We start from the raw sequence: 21858 nt of genomic DNA on the forward strand, positions 1-21858 counted from the left end.
GAACCCGGGGCGCACCGAGCAGCGGACCGCTCAGATGACCGCGCCGTCGTCCCAGCCGGAGTCGTTGGGCGGGCCGTCACCCATGCGGACCACCAGCGCCACGAAGCCGCCGATGAACGCCGCGACCGCGGTGAAGAGCATCCATCCCTGCAGGTTCCAGCCGAGCGCGGCGCTCAGCAGCAGGTAGGCGGGGCCGCCGAACAGCGCGAGCCATGCGATCTTGGTGGTGGCGTCGGTCTTGGGCAGCGGAGGTGGGGGCGGAGGCACGTAGTGCCCTTCGTCCTCGCCGCCGGACTGCTCCGTGTCGGTTTCGGCCTCGTCGGCGGGATCGTCCTCACGCAGGAGGTCTTCCTCGTCCGATTGTTTGATCACCCGTCGCGGAGGCTCGGCCGGAAGGTTCTCGCTGTCCGGCCACGGCTGATCTGCCGAGTCGCGCTCGGCGGTGTCGTTGAAGGACGCGACGATCTGACGCCAGACCTCGTCCTCATCGCTTTGAGGTGTCACCTAGTTGGGCTCGTTGCTCATCGGTCGATCACTTTCTCCCGAAGACCGCGTATCCCCCGCTCGCGATCAGTCTCTCTGCAAGGGTACAGACGCGTTCGAGGTGATGAACTCCAGGCTCCCCGCGAAGATCCGTTCAGCGTCGTTGTCAAGCGTCGCGACATGGTAGCTGTCGGCGAGCTCCACAACATTCAGATTCCCCTTGGTCAGCCTCTCCCGCAGAATACGCACACTCATCGGTTTCACAACATGATCCTGCGGACTATGGAAAACCAGGACGGGCTGGGTGATCTTACCCAGCTCCGATCGGGTCAGCGACCACAGCCGCAGGAGGGTGGCCGCGGCCTTGACCGGCGTACGCGTGTAGCCGAGCTCGGCCGCTCCCTCCTTCTTGATGTCCCCGGCCACGCCCGGCACCGACGCGACCACGAACTTGAGCAGGGGAGCCAGTCTGAGCAGCGGCACGTCGTTGACGATCGACGGGTTGACGACCACCACTCCCTTGATTCCGTCGCCGTGCACCTCGGCGAGCCGCAGCGCCATGCACCCGCCGAGTGAAAGGCCCATCACGAAGACCTCGGCGCAGCTGCCGCGCAGGTCCGCCAGGGCCTTGTCCAGCTCGGCGTACCAGTCCTCCCAACCGGTGCGGGCCATCTCCCGCCAGGTGGTGCCGTGGCCGGGCAGCCTCGGCAGCGCCACCGTCAGACCCGCCGCCGCCAGGTATTCGCCCCAGGGACGCAACGACTGCGGCGATCCGGTGAATCCGTGGCAGAGCAGGACGCCGATCTGTCCTCCCGCATGGTGGTACGCCTCCGCACCGGGCATGACTGGCATCGCGGCTCCTAGTAAGGTTCGCCTGATCGTCGCACGACTGGGACATGTTTTGCGAGAGGTCGATTTGGGTGGTTCGGGGGGGTAGGTGGCCGGGATCTGAAGTGGGAGGATAACTCCAGATTCTCGCCTGTCAATCGAAGGAGCATCGAGTGTTCTACTGGGTGGTGAAGGCCATCCTCTCGCCCTTGCTTCATCTGATTTTCCGCCCCTGGGTGGAGGGTGTGGGGAACGTGCCGAAGCAAGGGCCGGTGATCCTCGCCGGAAACCACCTGTCGTTCGCCGATCACTTCTTCGGGGCGCTGTTCCTGCGGCGCAAGGTGATCTCTCTCGGCAAGTCCGACTATTTCACCGGCCGAGGTCTCAAGGGGCGGGCGAGCAAGGCCTTCTTCAGCGGTGTCGGCACCGTCCCCATCGACCGCTCCGGCGGCAAGGCCAGCGAGGCGGCGTTGCGCACCGGCAAGCGCATCCTCGGCGAGGGGAACGTGCTCGCCATCTATCCCGAGGGTACGCGTTCCCATGACGGCCGCCTCTACAAGGGCAAGACCGGTGTGGCCCGCCTCGCGCTGGAGTCGCGCGTGCCGGTCGTCCCGTGGGCGATGGTCAACACCTTCGAGATGATGCCCCCGGGCAGCGTCCTGCCCAAGCTGGGCATCCGCCCGGGGGTGAAGTTCGGCAAGCCGCTCGACTTCAGCCGCTACTACGGGATGGAGGAGGACCGCCTCGTCCTGCGCGCCGTCACCGACGAGATCATGTACGCGCTGATGGAGCTCTCCGGTCAGGAGTACGTCGACAAATACGCCGCGAGTGCCAAGGTCGAGGCCGCCCGCGCCGCCAAGGAGGCGAAGGAGGCCGCCAGGCAGGCCGCGAAGGAGGCGCGCAAGCGCTCCTGACCGGGGCGGCGTCACCGGTGAAGCGGGATCAAAGGGCGGGGTGACCGGTGAAGTCATCCGAGGGCTGGGTGACCGGTGAAGTGGGATCAAAGGGGTGAGGCAGGGGGAGGCGGTGAGACGGCTCGGAGAGTGAGACGAGATCACCGGTGAGGCGGGTCAGCGGGTCGACTCGCGGATCACCAGCTCGGGTTGGAACATGATCTGCTGATGGGCGTGCGAGTCGGGGTTGTCGCACTCGTCCAGCAGCAGCTCGGTGGCGACCCGTCCCAGCCGGTGGGTCGGCTGCCGGATGGAGCTGAGCGAGAGCGTCGACGCCGAGGCGAAGTCGATGTCGTCGTAACCGATGAGAGAGACGTCCTGGGGGACCCGTACGCCCGCCTGGAGCAGCCCGCGCAACATGCCCAGGGCGAGCAGGTCGTTCGCGCAGAACACGGCGTCGGGCAGCCGCCCCTCGGCGATCAGCTTCTCCGCCGCCTGCTGCCCCGACCTGGCGTTCATCGCGCTCATCGCGATCTCCTGCAGTGCCTCCGCAGGGTCGCGGCCGGCGGCGGTCAGCGCCCGCTCCGCGCCGATCAGGCGGTCGGCGCCTTGGCGGATGGTGTGCGGGCCGCTGACGTAGGCGATCCGCTCGGCCCCGGTGGAGAGCAGGTGGGAGACCGCGAGTGAGCCGCCGGCGATGTCGTTGACCGCGACCGAGCACTGGTCGGCGTGTTCGGCGGGGTGGCTCACCAGGACCACGCTGATGCCACGCTTCTTGAGCTGGTCGATTTTGGTCAGGTTCGCACCGGCGGGCGTGATGAGCACCCCGCGGACCCGCTGTTCGGCGAAGACCAGGAGGTTGCGCTCCTCCTTGAGGGACTCGCCCGAGGAGTTGCCCAGGATCACCGCGTACCCGCGCTCGCTGGCCACGTCCTCGACCCCCGCCGCCACGTCGGTGAAGAAGGGGTTGGCGATGTCGATGACCGACAGGCCGAGGGTGCGGCTGTGCCCGGCCCGCAGGCTGGAGGCGGAGCCGTGCCGGACGAACCCCAGGTCGCGGATGGCCTCCTCGACCCGGGCGCGGGTGGACTCCGCGACCTTGTCCGGCCAGTTGAGCACGTTGGATACCGTTCCTGGGGAGACCCCGGCGCGCGTCGCGACTTCCTTTATGCTCACCGAGCTCATGTGCACTGATTAAAACGTAACAACCTTCGGTTTGCTAGTGAGTTCAGGTACTTTCGTCCTACTTGACTGGTTTCGTCCCTCGGGTCGACGTGGCGGTGTTGACGTTGCCCGTGGGTGTCACACGACTTTTTCGCCGTCGTTGAAACGTTTTCAAGAAGCGCTCGGATCTTGCGCGACGGTCTCCCCGGCGTCCGGGGGAGGAGCGGAGCGGAGAGGATCGTCCGCCCTGTTCTCGCTCTCGCCGACAGGCCGGACCCCCTTCAGGCAGGAGATCCGGCGTTCGCGGGCGTGGCAGGAGCGGTGGGTCAGGACCTCACGGGGTGTCCGCCCCCGTGAGGTGGGCGCGGATCTGGCGGATGTGCTCCGGGGTGGTGCGGCAGCAGCCGCCGACGAAGGCCGAGCCGGCGGCGGTCCACCCGGCCGCGGCCTCCCCGAACTCCACCGGGTCGGCCAGCCCGAGCCAGCGCCGGTTCGCGGAGTCCCAGACCTCGCCCGAGTTGGGGTAGACCATGGTGGGCTTGCCCTTGATCTGCGAGATCAGGCTGAGCACGTGGCGCGGCGCCGTGCAGTTGACGCCGATCGCGATCACCTGGGGGTTGCCGGCGAACAGGCCGGCCGCCATCTTGAGCGGGGTGCCGTCGTTGATGTGCTCGCCGTCGCGGCAGGAGAAGCTCACCCATGCCCGCATCCCCGGCGTCTCGGCGAGCAGCCGCCTCAGCGCCCTCGCCTCGGTGTAGGACGGGATGGTCTCGCAGGCCATCAGGTCGGCCTCGCTGTCGGCCAGGATGTGCCAGCGGTCGCGGTGCCAGTCGGTGAGGCCGTCCTCGTCGAGGTCGTAGGCGCCGGTGTACTCGGCGCCGTTCGCCAGATAGGCGCCGTACGGGCCGACGCTCGCGGCCACGGTGCCCGAACCGTGGGCGTCCCTGGCCTGGGCGGCCAGGTGCACGGAGAGCAGGATGAGGTCCTCGGCCTCGGTGGCGCTCAGCCCTCGCTTCACGAACGCGGGGATGCTCGCCTGATAACTCGCCGTTATCGCCACCTCGGCGCCGGCGGTGAAGTAGTCGAGATGCGCCTGCCGGATCACGGAGGGGTTCTCCAGCAGGAGTTTCGCCGACCAGAGGTCGTCTCGCAGGTCCGCGCCCAGCTCCTCCAAATGGGTGGCCAGGCCGCCGTCCAGAATCACCATCCCGCTACTTTATGTGGCACGGCCGAGGTTGGAACCCCGATCTTCCCGCCCCCGGCCCACTCTGTCCCTTATCGGTCCCGCCGCCCCTCAGCTCGTCGCCACGGCCTCCCGTGGGTTCGGGCTCCGCTCCTCGGGGCGGCGGGACCGGGGAGGTCACCGCTTCCAGAACGGACGTCGCCCGGTGGAACCCGTCAGGGACTCCAGGACCTCCACGGCCCTGCGCCACAGGACGTCCACGTCCCCACCGGCCTGCAGCTCGCTCGCCAGGGCGGCGAGTTCGGCGTGGCCGCCGAGGTAGACGACGAGGGCCGCGAGGCGGCTGCCCAGGTCCTCCAGCAGGAGCAGCCGCTCGGCGGCGGGCAGGGAGGCCGCGGCGCGCAGCCGCTTCAGCTCCTCGGCGAGCTGCTCCTTCGGCGGGTCCTGAGGGCCGGCCTGGGACTTGCCGCGCTTCGGGGGAGCCCCCGCCGGCGCGGGGCGCAGCATCCTGGCGCGGTCGTCGAAGCCTCCGGCCGCCGCCTCGTGCGGCATGCCGCCGACGGCGGGGCTCGCCGCGAACCTCGGCATGGAGCCGGGGCGGGCCATCCCGGGCGGTCCCGTGGGCGCGGGGGGCGGCGGGGCCGCCGCGTTCTCGAAGGCCATCGAGGTCATCATCATCGGAGCGGCGGCGATCGGGTTCTCCCAGCCGCTGGGCGGCTCCACCGGCTGGATCACCCGGTGTCCGGGACCGCCCTCGGCGACCACCTGCGTGTCGACCGCGACGAAGGCGGTGAACCTGCAGAGCACCCCGTACCTGAGCGAGGTCTCGACGATCTCGGCCTCCAGCGACCGGTCACCGGCCGCGTAACGGTCCTCCAGGGCACGCAGCCGCGCCCGCGCCCAGATCGCCCGTACGGCCGGATTGTCCACCACGGAGGCGGTGACCCTCCGCTCCCACGGCGAGCCGTCGGCGCCCACGCCCCGTACGGTGATCGCCCCTTCCGCGGGGCCACGGTAGCGGCCGAGCACGGTGAGCGGGACGCCCGAATAGATCGAGCCGATGTGGCTGACCGTCTCGGTGATCAGGTCGAGCCCGTCGGCCTTGAGGGACAGGTCGGTGACCAGGGGGGCGCCGATCCGGCGGTGGATGTGCTCCATCGCCTCGTCCAGCCGGTCCTCGGACTCGACCAGCTCGCACCTACCCCCTCCCACCCCGGCCAGCCTGCCCAGGAAACCGGCGTTGACCGCCCTGTCGATGCCGACCGTGTGCACCCGCACCCCGGCCAGCGCGGCACCGGTCCGCGCCAGGATCTGGTCCTCGTTGCCGACCTGCCCGTCGGTGACGAGCACCAGCACCCGGTCCCTGGCGGAGTCGGCGAGCAACTCGGCGGCCCGCTCCAGCGGGGACAGCATCTCGGTGCCGCCGCGCGCCTCCAGCCTGGCCAGGTGCTCCACGGCGCGGTAGCGGTTGCGGTCGGACGCCTCGGACAGCCCTTCGCCGAGACCCTCCGGGTATTCCACGACGCTGTCGAAGGAGAGCACCGCGAACCGGTCACCCGAGGTGAGCGTGTCGACGATGCGCGCGGCCGCGCGCCGGGCCGCCACCATCTTCCAGCCGGTCATGCTGCCCGAGCGGTCGAGGACGAGCACCACGTCCTTGGGCTTGGCCTCTGCGGGCGCCGGTTCCGGGACGACGGTCAGCGTGAACGTGCCTTCATCGTTCTCCGGGCCGTTCTCCTCGTCGTTCTCCTCGGGGGCGAGCGCGAGGGAGGTGGAGGCGCCGGTGGCCAGGCGCAGGATGAAGTCGCGATCCAGCCGCTCACCCGGCTGGAGGCGGATCACACCGCCCTCCTGAAGGACCACGTGCAGGCTGGAGCGGACCTCGCGCAGTTCCAGTCCTGCGGGGTCGACGGAGACGGCGAGCGAGAGGCGGACCGGGTTGGGGAAGCCGGGCAGCAGCACCGGCGGGGTGATCCGGGAGGCGTCGGGGACCGCGTCGGTGTCCGGTGCCCACCCGTCGCCCGCCCGCTCGTCGTCCAGCGGGGTGCCGGGGATGTAGCGGGGGGCGACGACCAGCGGGAAGCGGAAGGTGGCCGCGCCGTCCTCGTACGGGAGCGGCTGGTTCAGCGTGAGGTGCACGGTGACCCGCTCGCCCGGCACGATGTTGCCGACCCTCATGGTGAAGACGTCCGGCCGGTCCTCCTCGGCGATCGCGGCTCTCTTGCCCTGGGAGATCGCCTGGTCGTAGTCGGCCCTGGCCTGGCCGCGCTCCTTGAGCACGCCTTCGATGACCCGGCCGTCGGCCTCCATCCTGAAGGCGGTCACGGCGGCCCGGTCGGGCAGCGGGAAGACGTACGTCGCCTCAAGCGCCACGTCGTGCGGGTTGCGGAAACCCTGGACCACCTCGACCCCGGCACTCAGGCCGGACACGGCGGCGGTCACGTCCACGCTCTCCAGCGGCAGGTTGCCGAGCTCGGTGGCGAGCGCCCCCAGCCCGGTGTCGGGGACGGGGTGGCACTCCTCCGGCGGCAGCGTTGTGATCGAGGTAATCATGAGTGAGTTCCTTCCGGAGGTGTGAGGCCGCGTTCGCGGAGGAGTGACAGGAGCCCTTCCGAGGCGGCGGCGATCTCGGCGAGGTCGTCGGGGGTGGGGGCGTTCGCACCCGTGTCGAGCAGGAGCGTCACGCCGTTCGCCAGCTTTACGCCGTGGACGGCCACGGCCTTCGGGGCGGGTGGCGAGGACGGCGCGGGCCGGGGCTCGGCAGCGACGGCAGCGGTGGGCGGTGGCGGCTGTGCGGTGTGTGCGGCGGCCGGTCGGGGCGGTGGTGCGGGCACCTCCGGTTTCACCGGTTTCACCGGCTCCGGTGACTTCGGTGGCGTCGGTGGCTCTGCGGGGGAGGGCGGTCCGGCCCAGAAGCGCGGGCGTGCCGGCTGGGGGGAGCCTGTGCTTGCCGGAGGGGGTGCGGGTTGCGGTGGGTGGTCGGGGAGGCGGGCGATCGACTCCAGGGTCTGGTCGGTGGCTCCGGCCAGCTCGGCCTGGATCTCGGCGATGGTGCGGCCGTCGGACTGGCGTCGCTTCACGGCGACGATCTGGAGCAGGTGGCGCCTGCCGTACATGGCGACGCGACCTCGGCGGGCCGCCGGGGGGTCGAGGAGGCCGATCGTCGAATACCAGCGGATGAGGCGTTCGTTGGGCATGTCCCTCACCCGCCCGTTGAGCTGGGCGGTGGGGGTCAGCGCCGCGGATGCCCGCTCAGCCAGTTCACCGATGGTCCATTCCATGCCTCGATAGTGACACTGTAATCATGACAGTGTCAACATTTCGGCCTGCGTAGGGGGCAGATAGGTGGGTACGGACATTTAGCAGCAAAGAGGAAACTAGGTTCGAAACAGGGGGAAACTCTATGTCTGCGATCACCAGTCCACTCAACGCGGAAGACAAGAAGGTCGTCGGCAACGTGCTCCAGGGCGCGCTCGTCGACCTGCTCGACCTGTCACTCCTGACCAAGCAGGCGCACTGGAACGTGATCGGCCACAACTTCCGGTCGCTGCACCTGCAGCTCGACAAGATCGTCTCGTCGGCGAGGAAGCACGCGGACACCGTCGCGGAGCGCGCGGTGGCCCTCGGGTGCAACCCCGACGGCCGGGCCTCCACGCTCGCGAAGACCAGCGAGGTGCCGCAACTGGAGACCGGCTACATCCACGACGGCAAGGTCGTGGCGGCGATGACGGACATCCTCGGGTCCATCGTCCGCCGGATGCGCGAGCGCATCGCGGCCACCGAGAAGCCCGACCTGGTCACCCAGGACATCCTCATCGAGATCACCCAGGATCTGGAGAAGCACCACTGGATGATCGAGGCCCAGCGCTAGATCGTCTCACCAAGGTGCCCCGGCCCGCCGGCCGGGGCACCTTCGGTGTTCTCCGGAGTCCTTCTTTCGGCGGCGACGTCATCGGGACCGGCACCAGGCCCTTCCGCCGGGTCCAGACCCAGACGCCGCCTCGGTGTCAGGGGCATGGCGCTCCTCGCCTGCGGGTGGTGGGACCGGCTTCCGGGGAGATTGGAACCGGATTCGGAGGTAGGCCCAAGCCGGGTGACGAGGACACCGGAGAACGTGAAAGCCCGTGGTCCGCGTAGGGGGGCTACGGGCGGGACGATGTCGATCAGATGCAGTTCACCGGATACGCGGCCTGCTTGGTCGGCTTGTTGTGGTTCAGCACCTCGATGGCGACCGTTCCGCTGGTCTTCGAACTCCGGGTCCAGTGAGCGGACTGGAGGCCGAGGAATCCGCTGGATCCGACCTTGAGCGTGTGGGTGTCATCCGGCTTCCCGTCGATGACCCAGCGGTAGCTGATCTCCGTGTCCGGAGCCGCATGGAGGTCCGCCCACGCGGTCGGGTACGGCGCGGCGTCGCAGTCGCCGTGGTAGGCCACCGAGGTCAGCCCGCCGATGCGGACCGTGCCCGGTGTCGGGTCCTTCGGCACACAGGTCCAGGAGTAGGTCTGCTGGGTGAACGGCTTGTTGTGGTTGAGCACCTCAAGTCGTACGGTGCCGTTTCCGCTGCTCTGCGTGGACTTGTTCCAGAAATCGCCGATCGTCTGGACGACGCCGGGCTTGAGCACCCGGCTCCTGACCGGCCCCGGCTGGCCGTCGGCCACCAGGCGGTACCTGACCTCGGTCTCCCGGTCCGTCGTGAACAGCCCGTCCACACGCATGCTGAAGGAACGGTCACAGTCGCCCGCGTAGAGCGGCACGAGCACGTAGCGGAAGGTCACATTGGCGTTGTTGGGCCCCTCGTCGCAGGTGAAGGTGTACGGGCGCTCGTCAGGCTGGGAGGGGCCGCCCTCGACCATGAGGCCGACCTTGTGCGGGCCGCCCCCTGCGGCACCGAGGGTCCAGGAGGCGGAGACGTCCTGGGAGCGGGCCTGGGCGGAGGCGGGGAAGTCCAGCACCTGCTTCTGCCAGGCGGCGCCGTCCACGAGCCACCAGTACGTGACCTGCTGCGCGGCTCCGGCGGGGAGCGTGACCCGCCCGGTGGCCCGGTACGCGACAGGCTCCACGCAGGTGCCCGCGTAGTCGCCCGGGGTGAGCTCCACGATCTGCCGTCCCGGCGTCACCGGAGGCTGCGTGGGCGTGGACGTCGGGGTGGAACTCGGAGTGGACGTCGGGGTGGGCGCCGGGCCGCTCTTGCAGGTCACCGCGTAGTCGGCGCGGCCGGAGTCGTGTCCGCCGAGGGTGAGGATGTGGACGGCCTTCCACCCGCGGGCGGAGCTGCCCACGCTCATCGGCAGCGTGACCTGGCGGAGGCGCGGCCCGCCGGCGGCGAAGTACAGCGACTCCGGCCGTCCCTCGCCGGTGATGCTGTCGATCCACCGGTAGTCGACGGTGGCCGGGGTGCGCGAGACCTGGATGGTCGCGGTGAACCGTACCGTCGCCGGGCAAACGTCGTTGTGGGCGGCCGGGCTGACGTCCACGTCCGCCGCGGACTCCATCGGTCGTCCGGGCTGGGCGGGCAGCGGGTGGGAGACGTCCCACACCTGTGCGGGACCGTCACAGGCGACGCTGAAGCGTGCCTTGCCCGACAGACCCTTCTTGCCCAGGATCTCGACGGCCTGCCAGCCGGTGGTGTCGCGGTCGAAGGTCTGCCGGTCTCGCACGACCACCTTGCGCGAGCCGTTGACGCGGAAGCTCTTGACGACGCTCTTGCCGCCGTCGCCGCGTACCCACCTATAACGGATGATGCCCTTGCCCTTGGCCGCCACCACCGCGGAGAATCCCACCGTGGTCGGACACGCACCCGACCGCTTGGCGGGACTCGCCTTCACCTGGGCCACAGCGGTCTTGGGCGCGAGGGCGGAGGATGCGGCGGCGTACGAGAGGGTGGTGGCCAGCAGCCCGCTGAGCACCACCGTGCTCAGCAACAACGCTGTCCTCTTCCCGGCACGGTGCCCCGTACCGGGAGCCGATGCCGGTGGCCGTGCCACTGCTGTCTGTCGCACACCGACGCAGTGAATGCGAGCCGGGCATGGCGAGCGGCGGAGCCGGTGGTTGTCACCACCAGTAGGTGGGGTAGCGCGGGGTCACCCCGCTGCGTCCGACGAGCATGCCGACGAGTACCAGGATGACGGTCGCGGCGACGAGTATCGGCAGGAATGGCACCAGGGGCTGCTGCTGGGCGACCACGAGCGTCGCGGTGGCGGCGGCGGGCGAGTGCGGCGTACGCGTCAGGGCCGTGACCCCGAGGGCCAAGCCGCCGGCGACGGCGGCGGCCCAGACGGAGGAGCCGGCGACGGCCAGGACGGCGAATCCGGTGAGCGCCGCCAGGAACTGGCCGCCGATCACGCTTCGCGGCTGCGACAGCGGCAGGGTCGGCGCGCCGAAGACCAGGGCGGCGCTGGCGACGAGCGGGGGCATCAGCCAGACCTGGTCCAGCACGGTGCCGAACGCGACCAGGGTGAGCAGGGCGATCGTGGCACCCGCAGTGAAGACGGCGATGGCCGCCGTCTTCGGCCGGGCGGGTGCGCGGCTCCTGAGGCCATGCCAGGCGTCCGTCGCGGTGGTCTCGTCGTTCCCGCTCGCCGGCGAGACGAATGCCGTCCTCTCGTCGTCCCCGCCGAAGGCGACCGGGGGCGCCACATAGGCGGTCCGCCAGGGTCGCGACGGCTCCACCCGGGTCTTCGGATCCGGTCTGGCCTCGATGGGCCCCTTCAGGTGCGTCCTGCCTCCCGGCGAGACCTCCTTCGTGTCCCCGACGGCCCGCGGATCGAGCCGCGCGGCCGCCAGGACCTCTTCCGGTCCGGATGCCTGCGGCGGGAACGGCATCGTCCACCTGCGCATCCGGTCGGCCGGAAAGAAGTTGTGAACCCCCATGGAAAATCTCCTGCGATCTCGGTATCGGTCACCAAAAGTCGCAGAAGGTACTTGTGCCTTACTTGGAGGTCAGCGCAAGCGCCCGCTCACCGGGCAAACGTTGGCTGATACGGCACTACAGCGGAGGGCTTCCAGGTGGGTGGCCGCGTCGTGCAGGACGGCTCCCGGCACGGTGTCCCGTGCCGGGAGTCGATGCCTGTGCATACCGGGATCTACCGGGTGGATTCCTGCATACCGCCGTCGCCGAACCAGACCAGGTCGGAATGGAGTCGGCGGGCGGCGCTGCGGGGGCTCGCCCACAGGCCGAAGCCGCGGCCGTTCGCGCCGACGGTCGTCGCCGTGCCTCCCGGCAGCGCCAGCCCGTAGGCCACCACCTCGGGGTGACTCTCCTCGCTCTCGGCGAAATCCTGGACCAGGGCGAACATGCGGGGAAGATCGCCGGTCAGCGTGTACGCACGCTCCAGAGCCACCTCTCGCGGGTAGTGCTCGCCGAAGTCCGGGCCATGGCAGGCGGATGGCTGGTCGGAACCAGGGTGGTGCTCCATGTCGGTGCTCCCTTCCGATGCTGAACCTGGGTGAAGATCTGCCGTACGGCTCCGCTCCGCCCTGATTCCTCTACGTTTTCGAGCGAACACCGAGCGTGACGACCGACGCTTCGGTAGCGTGGCATCGAATTCGAATTTGCGCAAGCTTACGTAATGAGCTTGCCGGATTTGTTCAGATTTACCCAGAAGTGGCGACACGGTGAACTCGAAGGAGGCGGCGATGGGTGCAAGGCGAGGACCCACTCTGCGGGCGCAATGGCTCGGCAAACATCTGAAAGACTTCCGTGAGTCGGCAAAAATAACGCTCAAGCAGGCAGGCGATTACCTGCAGCGTGACGCCGCGACCATCAGTCGACTGGAGTCCGGAATTATCCCGGCGAGGGTGTCTGACGTGCTGGCACTCCTCAACCTGTACGGTGTCGACGACCATAAGATTCGTGACGGACTGGAAGAACTGAGTCGCGATATCTGGCGCAAGGGCTGGTGGGACGGTTATGCCGCAGCTCCCCTTGGTGTGATGTTTGATCATGCCTGGCTCGAAACCCGGGCGGAGAGAATCCGCTTCTACGGAGCGATGGTCATTCCCGGTCTCTTTCAGACTCGGGACTACGCGCAGGCGGTCATCGCGGCAGGTGGCATGGATGCTTCCGACGAGCAGATCGAGCGCTGGGTGGACTTTCGGATAGACCGGCAACGTGTGTTCGATGCCGAACCCGCTCCGAACCTGGAGGTCATCCTTGATGAGGCTGTATTGCACCGCATGATCGGCGATTCGAAGGTGATGGGCGCCCAGTTGGAGCATCTGTCCGAGGTTATGAACAGGCCGAATGTGACCATTCGGATTCTGTCGTTCACTGCTGGGGCGCACGCCAGCCTGGAGGGCTCTTTTTCGATCTTCGACATGCGAGAGCCATATTCCGACATCGCCTGTGTGGAAACCCGGAGCGGCGCTGTTTATAGCGAAGCAGAGGGCGCCGAGAACTTCACGCGAGCGTACAATTCCATCCGTAGCATTGCTCTCAACCCGGATGAGTCCGCGACTGTCATCCGGACTGCGATCGGTCGTATCAGACGAGCGAGAGGGAGAAGCACATGACGATCGACCCCAAAGAACTGGCGGGTGTCGCCTGGCACATCAGCACCAGAAGCCCTGATGCGGGTGGTCAGTGCGTCGAGGCTGGTCCGTTGGCTGATGGTAGTGGGCGTGTCGCTGTGCGGCACAGTCGTCGGCCTGGGGCTGAGGTGATTGTTTACACCCGGGCCGAGTGGGAGGCGTTCGTCGGCGGCGTCAAGGACGGCGAGTTCGACTTTCCCGCCCGCTGACCGTACCGGTTCACGATGAGGCGCGGCCTCGGGTGATGGTGTAGCCGTTCGGGGTGGTGGACGCGGTCGCGTAGGGCGCGCTCTCCGGTTTCGGCCTTCGCGAGCCCGCCCTACCTCGGCGGTAATCGACGGGTGGCATTCGAGATAGGGATGCTTGCGACATGAGTGGTGAAACCCGTGACGTCGTGGAAGAACTGCTGGGTCGGATGGTCAAGGGCGATCATGACCGTACGGCGGAGTTGTTCGCCGAACCGGTCGACTGGCAGCTGAACTGGCCCGCCGAGGGGCATCCGGCGGTGCCGTGGATTCGTCCCCGGTCGGGCCGGGCCGAGGTGGTGGACCATTTCCGGTCGCTGGAAACCCATCATGTGCCCGAGATGAACGGCACGTCGGTGACGCGGACCCTGGTCGACGGGGCGAACCCCGTCGTGTTTGGGGAGATCGTGCAGACGGTGCGGGACAACGGGTCCACGTACACCTCGCCGTTCGCGCCGAACCTCACCGTCGAGGACGGGCTCGTCACCCGCTACCACATCTACCGAAATGGGGGCCGGTGCTTCGGCCCTCAGGCCAGGGGGTGAAGGCCCGCGCGGGAGGGTCGCCAAGGCCCGAGCGTGCTCTAAGCCGGAGGGTTCTGTTGTTCGATGTAGTGGTGCAGGACGCTGATCGGTGGGCCGCCCACTGACCCGGCGAAGTAGGAGCCAGACCAGAAGCGTCCACCCCACAGGTATCGGCGGATGTGCGTCTCGTACTCCTTGCGCAGGAGTCGGGCCGAGACGCCCTTGAGGCTGTTGACCAGCTTTGAGAGCTGCACCTTGGGCGGGTAGTGCACCAGGAGGTGCACGTGATCGCCCCCGCCGTTGAACTCCTTCAGTTGCGCCTCGAAGTCCGCGCAGACATCCCGCATGATCTCCTCGCACCGGTTGAGCATGGCCTCGGTGAAGGCGCCGTGCCGGTACCTGGTAACGAAAACCAAATGGACATGAAGGGCATAGACGACATGACGGCCCGTGCGTACGTCAGGATTCGAATTCCAGCGCGGTGACATAAACCAAACGATACGATGCCCCGCATGGGACTCGGTGTGGAGCGTGGCGTAGAGCTTGGTGTGGAGCACCGGCGGTTCGGGCATCGCGCCCGGCTGGCGCTGACTCCCGCACAGGCTCGGCTCATCGACGACCAGGCGCACGCGGCCCGCACGATGTGGAACCTGCTGCACGAGTGGTGGACGATGCTCCCCAAGCACAAGCGTTCCCTGGCCGCGGCCGACGCCGCGATCCGGCAGGCCAGAAAAGACATCGACTGGCTCGCCGTCCTTCCCGCCCAGGCTGCCCAAGCGGTACTGAAGACCTACTTCCAGGCGTGGAAGAACTGCTGGGACGGCCGAGCCGACGCGCCGACCTTCAAGGCCCGCCTGCGCACGGTGATGGGCGTGGACATTCCACAGGGCCGAAACCTCCACATCCAGCGGGTGCACCGACGCTGGGGCACGGTGAACATCCCCAAAGTGGGCCGGATCCGGTTCCGCTGGACCAAAGACCTACCGGTCGGCACGAAGGCCGACGCCGACAACCGGATCACCGGGGCGCGGCTGATCAAGGACGCCCTCGGCTGGCACCTCGCCTTTCGCGTCCAGACCGTTGAGCCGAAACCTCAACCCCACACCGGCCCCGAGGTCGGCATCGACGCCGGAGTGAACATCCCCCTGGCCCTGTCCGATGGCCGCCATCGACACCACGGCCGCCCTGCCCGGCTTGCGGACGGTAAGGCCGACCGGGACAAATGGCTCAACGCCGAGGAGAAGACCAAACTGCTGCGGCTGCAACAGCGGGCCGCGCACCGCAAAAGCCTCCGCAAGCCCGGCGAGCACCCCTCCAACCGGCTGAAGCGGACCTATGACCAGATCGCAGGCCTGCGCGCGAGAGCCAAGCGCCGGGCCATCGACTGGCAGCACCAAACCACCACCGACCTCGCCCGCACCTACGGCGTGATCGTGGTGGAACACCTGAACATCCCGAACATGGTCACCTCCGCCAAGGGCACCATCGAGGAACCGGGCAAGAACGTCGCGCAGAAGTCCGGCCTGAACCGCTCCATCGGCCAGGAGGCATGGGGGCGCGCCGTGACGATGCTGACGTACAAGTCCGCCCGCCACGGCGGCGCCCTGTACAAGGTTCCCGCCCCCGGCACCTCCCGGCGCTGCTCGGCCTGTGGGTTCACCACGGCGGGCAGCCGGGAGTCCCAGGCTGTGTTCGTGTGCAAGAACGAAGGCTGCGGCTGGTCCGGCAACGCCGACCACAACGCCGCCCGAAACGTCTTGCACCTGTACCGGACGGGCCTCGCACTCGTCCCGGCTGCCGGGAGGGCAGTCGTCAGGCGCGCTCGCCGCGTCAAGCCCGCCACCGCAAGGTAGGGGGGAATCTCCCGCCCTTCAGCGGGAGAGCACTTCAAGAGGACAGCCTCACGGTCGCGCGGGCCCTCAGCGCCTGAAGGTGCCCGAGCGTGCCCGAGATGTGATCGTGAAGGGGGGCCGTCTCGTGTACGCAGGGGACTCTCGGCAGCCCAGGCCCGAAGGGGGCCCGGGTTTCTTCGTTGACGGGGGCCGTCCTCAGAACAGGTCGTGGGAGGGCCAGGCGGCGAACTGCTGGAACACCTCCCACATCATCGTGTCGAGGTCGATGCCGTTGCCGTTGGCGAGCGCCGCCCAGCAGAACTCGTTGCTCGTCCGGGCGAGGATGCTCTCGGTGCCGTAGGGGATCAGCCGGCCGTCGTGCCACCAGTTTCCGAGGGTGTTGACGTTCCAGCCGCAGGCGTACGTCGGTTTGGCCGCGGACGGCGCGGTCATCGTTGCGATCGTGTCCGGCCGGAGCAGGTCGGGGACGGTGGGAAAGCCGTCCGCCCGCAGGGCGAAGCGGACGATGTCCACAGGTGACGCGAGCCAGCCGCCGTGGGAGTCCATCCGCCGCGCCGGGATGCCGTACGGGTCACCGGCGCCGTAGTAGACCACCTCGTCGGGGCGTCGTTCGGCCCGGGTGTTTCCCGCTAGGTGCATGTTGGTGATTCCGTTGGGAGTGAGCACGCTCTGGCGTACGAAGTCGGCGTAGGGCTGCCCGGTGACCTGTTCGATGACCCGGCCCAGCAGGCAGTAGCCGAAGTTGGAGTACAGGTGGGTGGTGCCTGGCGTGTGCAGGAGGGGCCGGTTGTCGAGCACCCAGCCGATCAGCTGGTCGTGGTTCATCGCCGGGTTGCCGAACATGGGGTCGTTGACGTCGTTGGTCCAGCCCCCCGCGGTGTGCTGGAGCAGGTGCCTGACCGTGATCGCCTGGAGTCCCGCACTGTAGGGCCTGCTGCCGTACCGGGTGCCGAGGATGCCGCTCGCGCCGAAGACGCGCTGGTCGAGCGTGAGCCGGCCGGCTTCGACGAGCCGCATGACCGTGACCGCGGTGATCGGCTTGGAGACACTGGCGATGCGCATCAGGTGCCGTTCGGTGAGCCGCTCGCCGGTCTGCCGGTTCGCCAGCCCGTACCCTCGGGCGAAGACGAGCGCGCCGCGCCGGGCGATCGCGAGTGACACGCCGGCGGCTCCGGAGGCCCTCAGGTGGCGGTCGACGACCGCGTGGACGGCGGCGAAGTTGTCGTCCACGATCTTGTCGCTCAGCCAGATCCCCGCGTACCGCTCCGAGCCGGAGCCGTAGCCGCTGACCCGGGCGGGCCGGTAGCCGTCTCGCTGGTGCTCGTCGAAGACCCCCTGGTAGTCCGCCCCCGCCACGCCGTGGCGGGCCGACCAGGCAGGGCCCGCGCCCCGCACCCAGATCGCCGCGTACCGGTCGGTGCCGCCGACGGTGTAGCCGCTGACGTGGAAGGGGCGGTATCCCTTCTTCGTCAGCTCGTCGAACTCGGCCTGGTACTGGGTCCCGGTCAGGTTGTGGCGGGCCTCCCAGTCGGGTCCCTGGGCTCCCCAGACCTTCTCCCAGATCGCCGCGAAGTGTGCCTTTCCTCCGAGGCCGTACCCGTCCACGTGGATCAGCCGGTATCCCTCCTTGAGCAGCCGGTCGAACTCGGCCTGGTACCCCTCCGAGGTCATGTCGTGCTGGGTGACCAGGTGCGGCCCGCCGGTGAGCTCCCAGATCGCCGCGAAGTACACCTTCCCGGCGACCTCGTATCCGGCCACGTGGAGCAGGCGATACCCCTCCTTCTCCAGCCGCTGGTATTCGGCCCGATACTCCGGCTCGGTCAGGCCGTGGCGGGCGAACTGCGGCGGTCCCGGCGCGTTCTCCCAGATGGCCGCGTATCCCGCCCGGTCACCCATCTGGTAGCCGTCCACCTGGAGCAGGCGATACCCCTCCTTGGCCAGGCGGTCGAACTCGGCCTGGTACTGCTCCGAGTTCAGGCCGTGGCGGGCCACCCACGGGAACGTCCCCGCCGACATCGCCGTCCCGGTACGGAGCCTTTCCATGCTTTCCGCGACGCGGGCCGCCGAGGCGACCCCTGATCGTTCAAGGCCGAGGAACGCGGCCAGCCCGAACCCCGCCAGGAGCGCGCCGCGACGGCTGAACGGCACCGATGAATCCCGCACGTCGAACTCCTGTACTGGGTTGTCGCGCCCGGCCGGATAGCCGGATGTTCTGAATGTCTGATGATCCGAATCATCGGAATCCGCGAGACGTACCGGTGATCGTTTCTCGCGGTCTTCGAGCGCGCGCCGTCGCCGACGAGCCGGGCGGAGCCGCCGTCTCAAGTGTGCGAACCCGCGCCGTCCGGCAGATGAGTACACCCCTACTCATATCCGCCTCCAGCGGTCGGAGCCGGAAGGACGTGTGCATCAGAGGAGGTAGCGGGCGAGGTCGGCGATGGGGTGGGGGCGGGAGAGCAGGTCGCGCAGGGTGTCCAGGTGGGCGCCACCGGAGGTGTGGTGGGCGACGAGGCCGGTGTCGTGGACGGCTCGATTCCAGTCCTCATCGTCGTTCGCGGCGTCCTCCAGTCGTCGCAGCACGCTCTCCCCGTCCGTCTCTCCGGCGAGCAGCGTGAGCAGGTGCGGCCATTGGACGGCGAGCGCCGCGAGCTTGGCGACCTCGCCGTCCGAGGCGGGGGCCGCACCGGCGAGGGCGCGGCGGTAGGTGAGGAACGAGTAGAAGCGGAAGACGTTCACGTACCGCTTGATCTCGCGCGGGTTGAAGAACGTCAGGGCCGGGAGCACGAACTCGATCGCCCGGTAGGCGTTCTCGTCGCTGTAGAGGTCGTCGAAGACCCGGTCGGCGGCTTCGCGGGTTGCCGCGCAGAGACCGCCGACGGCGTCGGAGCACTGGATGCCCAGGGCGTCCTGCGCCAGGCGCGCCGCCTCGTCAAGGGTCGTCGTGGTCGGACGCAGCGCCCAGATGGCGTCCTGCAACCGGCTCACCTGGACCGGATCCGGCGGTTCCGCCGCCTGCGATCCGGGTTCCGGTGTCTCCACCGGCGTTCGCGACCCGAATCCCTGCAGTTCCATCGTCGCCCGCAGCCCGAGTCCCGGTGTCTCCATCGGCGTTCGTGGTCCGGGTCTTCGCGGTTCCGCCGCCCGCGGTCCCGACACGGCCGCTCCCGGTGGCGCGGTGGTGCCGGGAAAGCCCGGTGTGACCGCGCCGAGCAGGGAGGGCCGTGCGGGAGGCAGGGGACCGCGCGAACGCGGTCCGGCCGGATCCGGTGGCGGGTCGAGCCGTTCCAGGGCGGCTGGGGGACCCGCCGGACGCGGTCCGGCCGGATTCGGTGTCCATGTGGTCTCCGGGGCCTGGGGGCGCGCGGTCTCCATGCTCGTGGAAACGCCGAATGTGGAGACGCCCGTGGGGACGCTGCTCGTGGGAGCACTTGCGCCTACGTCGGCTGCGGGCCGCGCCAGGTCGGGTACGCCCAGCAGGGCGCGTACGAAGGCGGGCAGCCGGTCGGCGTCGTCCAGCAGCGGCACGCTCAGCGGGAGCTGCACGATCTTCTCCAGGAACCGCCAGCCCAGGCCGGACCGCCCGGCGCCCGGCAGCGTCCCGGCCAGTTCCGGGTAGGCCGCCTCGACGTGCGCGGCGACCACCTCGGGCTCCATCGCCAGCACGAACACGCAGTTGGGGAACTCGCCGGCGAGGAACAGGTTGATCGCCTCGATGACCTGCGCCACCGTGGCGGACGAGCAGCGGTCCAGGTCGTCCACGAACACCACCAGCGGGCGCTCCCCGGTGGCGACCAGGTCGAGGACCTGGCGCATGTCGGTCTGCACCAGGTGCAGGAAGCCGGTCCTCGACCGGTACCCGGGGGTGGCCGCGGCCTCGTTGACGAGCCCTTCGGCCGCTCCGGGGCCGAGCAGGTCGGGCTGCGTGACCAGGCCGCGGAACGCGTTGTCCGCCGACTCCCCGAAGAACCGCGCCAGCCGCAGCGCGCCCGCCCCGACCACCACCGCGGATCCGGCGGAGCCGACGGCCGCTGCGGCGTTCCCCAGGAAGGCGCCGAACGCGGGCAGCAGCGTGGCGGCGGCGAGGAGCGCCCCGGTGAGGACGACGGTGGCGACCAGGCCGAGGGCCACCGGGGCCAGGCGGGTGAGCGCGAGATGGTAGGCGCGGCTGCGGACCGCCTCCCGGTCGATCCTGGACAGGTTCAGCTCCAGCCAGAACCGTTCCCGCTCGGCGCGGGGCAGCCGCCGGGTGACCTGGCTGATGATCTCGTGGGCCAGTCCGGCCCAGACCTGCTCGCCGTTCTGGTACATCCACGGGTTGAACCAGACCGTGGGCCGCCAGTCCGCCGGACGAAGGGGGAGCGGCCCCGGCTCGGCCCGCCCGGCGTTCTCCCGGGGGCGCCGTCCGGTCCTGGCCAGCACCTCGGCGTTGGTCAGCGCCCGTTCCACCCGGGAGCCGGGCAGGTGGATCGGGGCGGGAGCGTCCCCGGCGGCCCCGGGGTCCAGAAGGTCCTGGATCATCCGCATCAGGGAGGTCTTGCCAGCCCCCCACGGACCCTTGACGCCGATCGTGAGCGGGGGCCGGGTCTCCGGGTGGCGGACGAACGCGGCGATCGCCTCGGCGTAGACACGGTGCCCGAGCTGGTCCTCGGTGGTCCACCGGTCGGCGGTGAGCCTCGCCCTGGGCCGTACCGTCCGCAGCCCGGCCCTGCGGCGGCGCAGCAGCGCCGAGGTCTGCGCCCGCTCGGCCGCCGACAGCCGCGAGTGGCCGAAGACCCGAACGTCGGGGTGGACGAACGTGGTCGTCTCGCCCAGCAGGCCCCACTGCCGCAGCTCGGCGGCGTCGCCGAGGATCTCGTCGATCGGCTCGTCCTCGTCGAGCAGGGCCGCCCTGCGCAGCAGCTCCCTGGCGGCCTCGCTCAGGTGCAGCTCGTAGACCCGCCGTACGATCTCGACTCCGCAGGCGGGCGGGGCGTGGTCACCGAGCCGCGCCAGGACGCGGGCGAAGGCGGCGTGCGGCACGGCGGCGGTGTCCCTCGCCGGGGTGAGGGCGACCCCCGCGACGGCCCCGTACGAGATCAGGATGGGTGTGCGGGCGGCGGAGGCCGCCGCGTAGCGGGCGAGCGCGTAGGCGTGCAGGTCCCCGACGCTGATCGTCCCGTCCCCGTCGAGGTCGGCGGCCCGCGTCAGCAGGCCCTCCGCGATGACGTCGGTCAGCGTGCGCGCCGGTCCCGGCACCGTCTCGTCGAACCTCAGCGTGAGGGTGAGCGCGGCCGCGGCGACCCTCGGCTCCCCGGCCACGGCGAGCTGCCTGACCGGTTCCGCGGAGCCGCTCAGGGCGCTCCAGCCGAAGTCGACGATCATCAGTACGGCGGCGGCGAGCGACTCGCCGACCTGTCGCCCGAACGCGCCGATCATCGATCCGAGCTGTCCCGAGGTCCAGCCGCCGTCGGCGGGCAGCCGGATCACCAGCAGGTCGCCCTCCCGCGCCGAGCGCAGCAGGTTCCACACGCGCTCGCCGTCCGGGCCCGCCCCCTCGCTGGCCTCGGCCTCGACGGCGAACCCCTCGGCGCGCAGGGCGCTCGCCAGCCGCGCGTCCGGTCGCGTTTCCTGGAGGGTTCCCGGCAGGGCGGTGCGCGGTCCGGTGACGGGGGTTCCCGTGCCCATCCCCATCCCCACACCCGCGTCCGGCGAGGGTGCGGACGGGGGCAGAGCCCGGGACATGGCCGAGGACAGGGGTGCGGACGGTGGCGGGGGCGAGGCAGGGGGGGAGTCGAGGAAGACGAGAGCTCGGCGGGTGCCCACGTGGGGCGTGGTCTCGAAGACTGGATTCGCGAACGCGAGTCCCTCGCTCAACGGTCCTCCCGATCTGACGGCGGTCATCCCACTGTGGACGCGTCGGGCGGGGCAGATGGCGATCTTGGCGATAGGTCGACCTGTTTTGACGGATGTTTGCTCTGCGGTTTCCGCAAAGTTTGCGGCGGTGAAGCCCTGGCGTTCGTGCGGGTTCGATCGATCGGTCGCCTACCGAGAGGGACGAATAGCCATGTTTCGCCGTATGTCGCCTAGAAGGCCGATGAAGATCTTGGGTTCTGGCCCCGCCGCGTGATCGACGGGGCCAGACTCATGTCTCGTGGTGATGGGACAGTGGGCCGGGGA

At 69.4% G+C, this 21858-nt stretch carries 18 protein-coding genes; 6 read left to right on the forward strand and 12 right to left on the reverse strand.

The window, feature by feature from the left end:
• Positions 1–30: 30 nt before the first annotated feature.
• Both ABZ664_RS03280 and ABZ664_RS03285 read right to left on the reverse strand, forming a co-directional pair.
• A complete protein-coding gene (locus ABZ664_RS03280; protein ID WP_362502168.1) occupies positions 31–504 on the reverse strand; it encodes a hypothetical protein in 474 nt (157 codons plus the stop codon).
• A gap of 66 nt (positions 505–570) precedes the next feature.
• Positions 571–1335, reverse strand: a complete 765-nt coding sequence (locus ABZ664_RS03285) for an alpha/beta fold hydrolase (protein WP_362502170.1) — start codon at positions 1333–1335, stop codon at positions 571–573.
• 149 nt (positions 1336–1484) lie between these two features.
• On the opposite strand from ABZ664_RS03285, the gene ABZ664_RS03290 reads away from it, so the two are divergent.
• Positions 1485–2225 (forward strand): lysophospholipid acyltransferase family protein, encoded by a 741-nt coding sequence (locus ABZ664_RS03290; protein ID WP_362502172.1) that lies wholly within the window; start codon positions 1485–1487, stop codon positions 2223–2225.
• 156 nt (positions 2226–2381) lie between these two features.
• Here ABZ664_RS03290 and ABZ664_RS03295 read toward each other — a convergent pair whose 3' ends face one another.
• The 4 genes from ABZ664_RS03295 to ABZ664_RS03310 all read right to left on the reverse strand — a co-directional run bounded on the left by ABZ664_RS03295 (position 2382) and on the right by ABZ664_RS03310 (position 7832).
• Positions 2382–3389, reverse strand: coding sequence for a LacI family DNA-binding transcriptional regulator (locus ABZ664_RS03295; RefSeq protein ID WP_362502174.1), 1008 nt, complete (start codon positions 3387–3389; stop codon positions 2382–2384).
• A 313-nt stretch (positions 3390–3702) separates the two neighbouring features.
• Positions 3703–4575: a homocysteine S-methyltransferase gene (gene mmuM / locus ABZ664_RS03300; RefSeq protein WP_362502176.1), complete on the reverse strand. Its 873-nt coding sequence runs from the start codon at positions 4573–4575 to the stop codon at positions 3703–3705.
• A gap of 153 nt (positions 4576–4728) precedes the next feature.
• Positions 4729–7104 carry a VIT domain-containing protein gene (locus ABZ664_RS03305; protein ID WP_362502178.1) on the reverse strand — a complete coding sequence of 792 codons (2376 nt, stop codon included), beginning with the start codon at positions 7102–7104 and terminating at the stop codon, positions 4729–4731.
• Positions 7101–7832, reverse strand: a complete 732-nt coding sequence (locus tag ABZ664_RS03310; RefSeq protein WP_362502180.1) for a MerR family transcriptional regulator — start codon at positions 7830–7832, stop codon at positions 7101–7103. The genes ABZ664_RS03305 and ABZ664_RS03310 overlap by 4 nt, the downstream gene beginning before the upstream one ends.
• A 122-nt stretch (positions 7833–7954) precedes the next feature.
• Here ABZ664_RS03310 and ABZ664_RS03315 point away from each other — a divergent pair, with 122 nt between their 5' ends.
• Positions 7955–8422, forward strand: a complete 468-nt coding sequence (locus tag ABZ664_RS03315; protein ID WP_362502182.1) for a DNA starvation/stationary phase protection protein — start codon at positions 7955–7957, stop codon at positions 8420–8422.
• Positions 8423–8714: 292 nt separating this feature from the next.
• On the opposite strand, the gene ABZ664_RS03320 is transcribed toward ABZ664_RS03315, so the two are convergent.
• From ABZ664_RS03320 to ABZ664_RS03330, 3 genes are all read right to left on the reverse strand, one after another.
• Positions 8715–10475, reverse strand: coding sequence for a hypothetical protein (locus tag ABZ664_RS03320; protein ID WP_362502184.1), 1761 nt, complete (start codon positions 10473–10475; stop codon positions 8715–8717).
• A 127-nt stretch (positions 10476–10602) separates the two neighbouring features.
• A complete protein-coding gene (locus ABZ664_RS03325) occupies positions 10603–11421 on the reverse strand; it encodes an HPP family protein (protein WP_362502186.1) in 819 nt (272 codons plus the stop codon).
• Between the two features lie 212 nt (positions 11422–11633).
• Positions 11634–11966, reverse strand: coding sequence for a hypothetical protein (locus tag ABZ664_RS03330; RefSeq protein ID WP_362502188.1), 333 nt, complete (start codon positions 11964–11966; stop codon positions 11634–11636).
• Between the two features lie 220 nt (positions 11967–12186).
• Between ABZ664_RS03330 and ABZ664_RS03335 the strand changes: the two genes are divergently transcribed.
• From ABZ664_RS03335 to ABZ664_RS03345, 3 genes are all read left to right on the forward strand, one after another.
• Entirely contained in the window at positions 12187–13062 is an 876-nt protein-coding gene (locus tag ABZ664_RS03335; RefSeq protein WP_362502190.1) for a helix-turn-helix transcriptional regulator, read from the forward strand.
• Positions 13059–13289 (forward strand): DUF397 domain-containing protein, encoded by a 231-nt coding sequence (locus ABZ664_RS03340; protein ID WP_362502192.1) that lies wholly within the window; start codon positions 13059–13061, stop codon positions 13287–13289. The genes ABZ664_RS03335 and ABZ664_RS03340 overlap by 4 nt, the downstream gene beginning before the upstream one ends.
• A 161-nt stretch (positions 13290–13450) precedes the next feature.
• Positions 13451–13870, forward strand: coding sequence for a nuclear transport factor 2 family protein (locus ABZ664_RS03345; protein ID WP_362502194.1), 420 nt, complete (start codon positions 13451–13453; stop codon positions 13868–13870).
• 38 nt (positions 13871–13908) lie between these two features.
• Here ABZ664_RS03345 and tnpA read toward each other — a convergent pair whose 3' ends face one another.
• Positions 13909–14337 (reverse strand): IS200/IS605 family transposase, encoded by a 429-nt coding sequence (tnpA, locus tag ABZ664_RS03350; RefSeq protein WP_362502196.1) that lies wholly within the window; start codon positions 14335–14337, stop codon positions 13909–13911.
• Between the two features lie 24 nt (positions 14338–14361).
• On the opposite strand from tnpA, the gene ABZ664_RS03355 reads away from it, so the two are divergent.
• Positions 14362–15702, forward strand: coding sequence for a transposase (locus ABZ664_RS03355; protein WP_362502198.1), 1341 nt, complete (start codon positions 14362–14364; stop codon positions 15700–15702).
• Positions 15703–15897: 195 nt separating this feature from the next.
• On the opposite strand, the gene ABZ664_RS03360 is transcribed toward ABZ664_RS03355, so the two are convergent.
• Positions 15898–17865 (reverse strand): serine hydrolase, encoded by a 1968-nt coding sequence (locus ABZ664_RS03360; protein WP_362502200.1) that lies wholly within the window; start codon positions 17863–17865, stop codon positions 15898–15900.
• Between the two features lie 246 nt (positions 17866–18111).
• The gene (locus ABZ664_RS03365; protein WP_362502202.1) at positions 18112–21555 is read right to left on the reverse strand and encodes a P-loop NTPase fold protein; all 3444 of its coding nucleotides are present in this window, start codon (positions 21553–21555) and stop codon (positions 18112–18114) included.
• Between the last annotated feature and the right edge of the window lie 303 nt (positions 21556–21858).

The organism is Streptosporangium sp. NPDC006930, from assembly GCF_040635605.1.
Taxonomy (GTDB): Bacteria; Actinomycetota; Actinomycetes; order Streptosporangiales; family Streptosporangiaceae; genus Streptosporangium.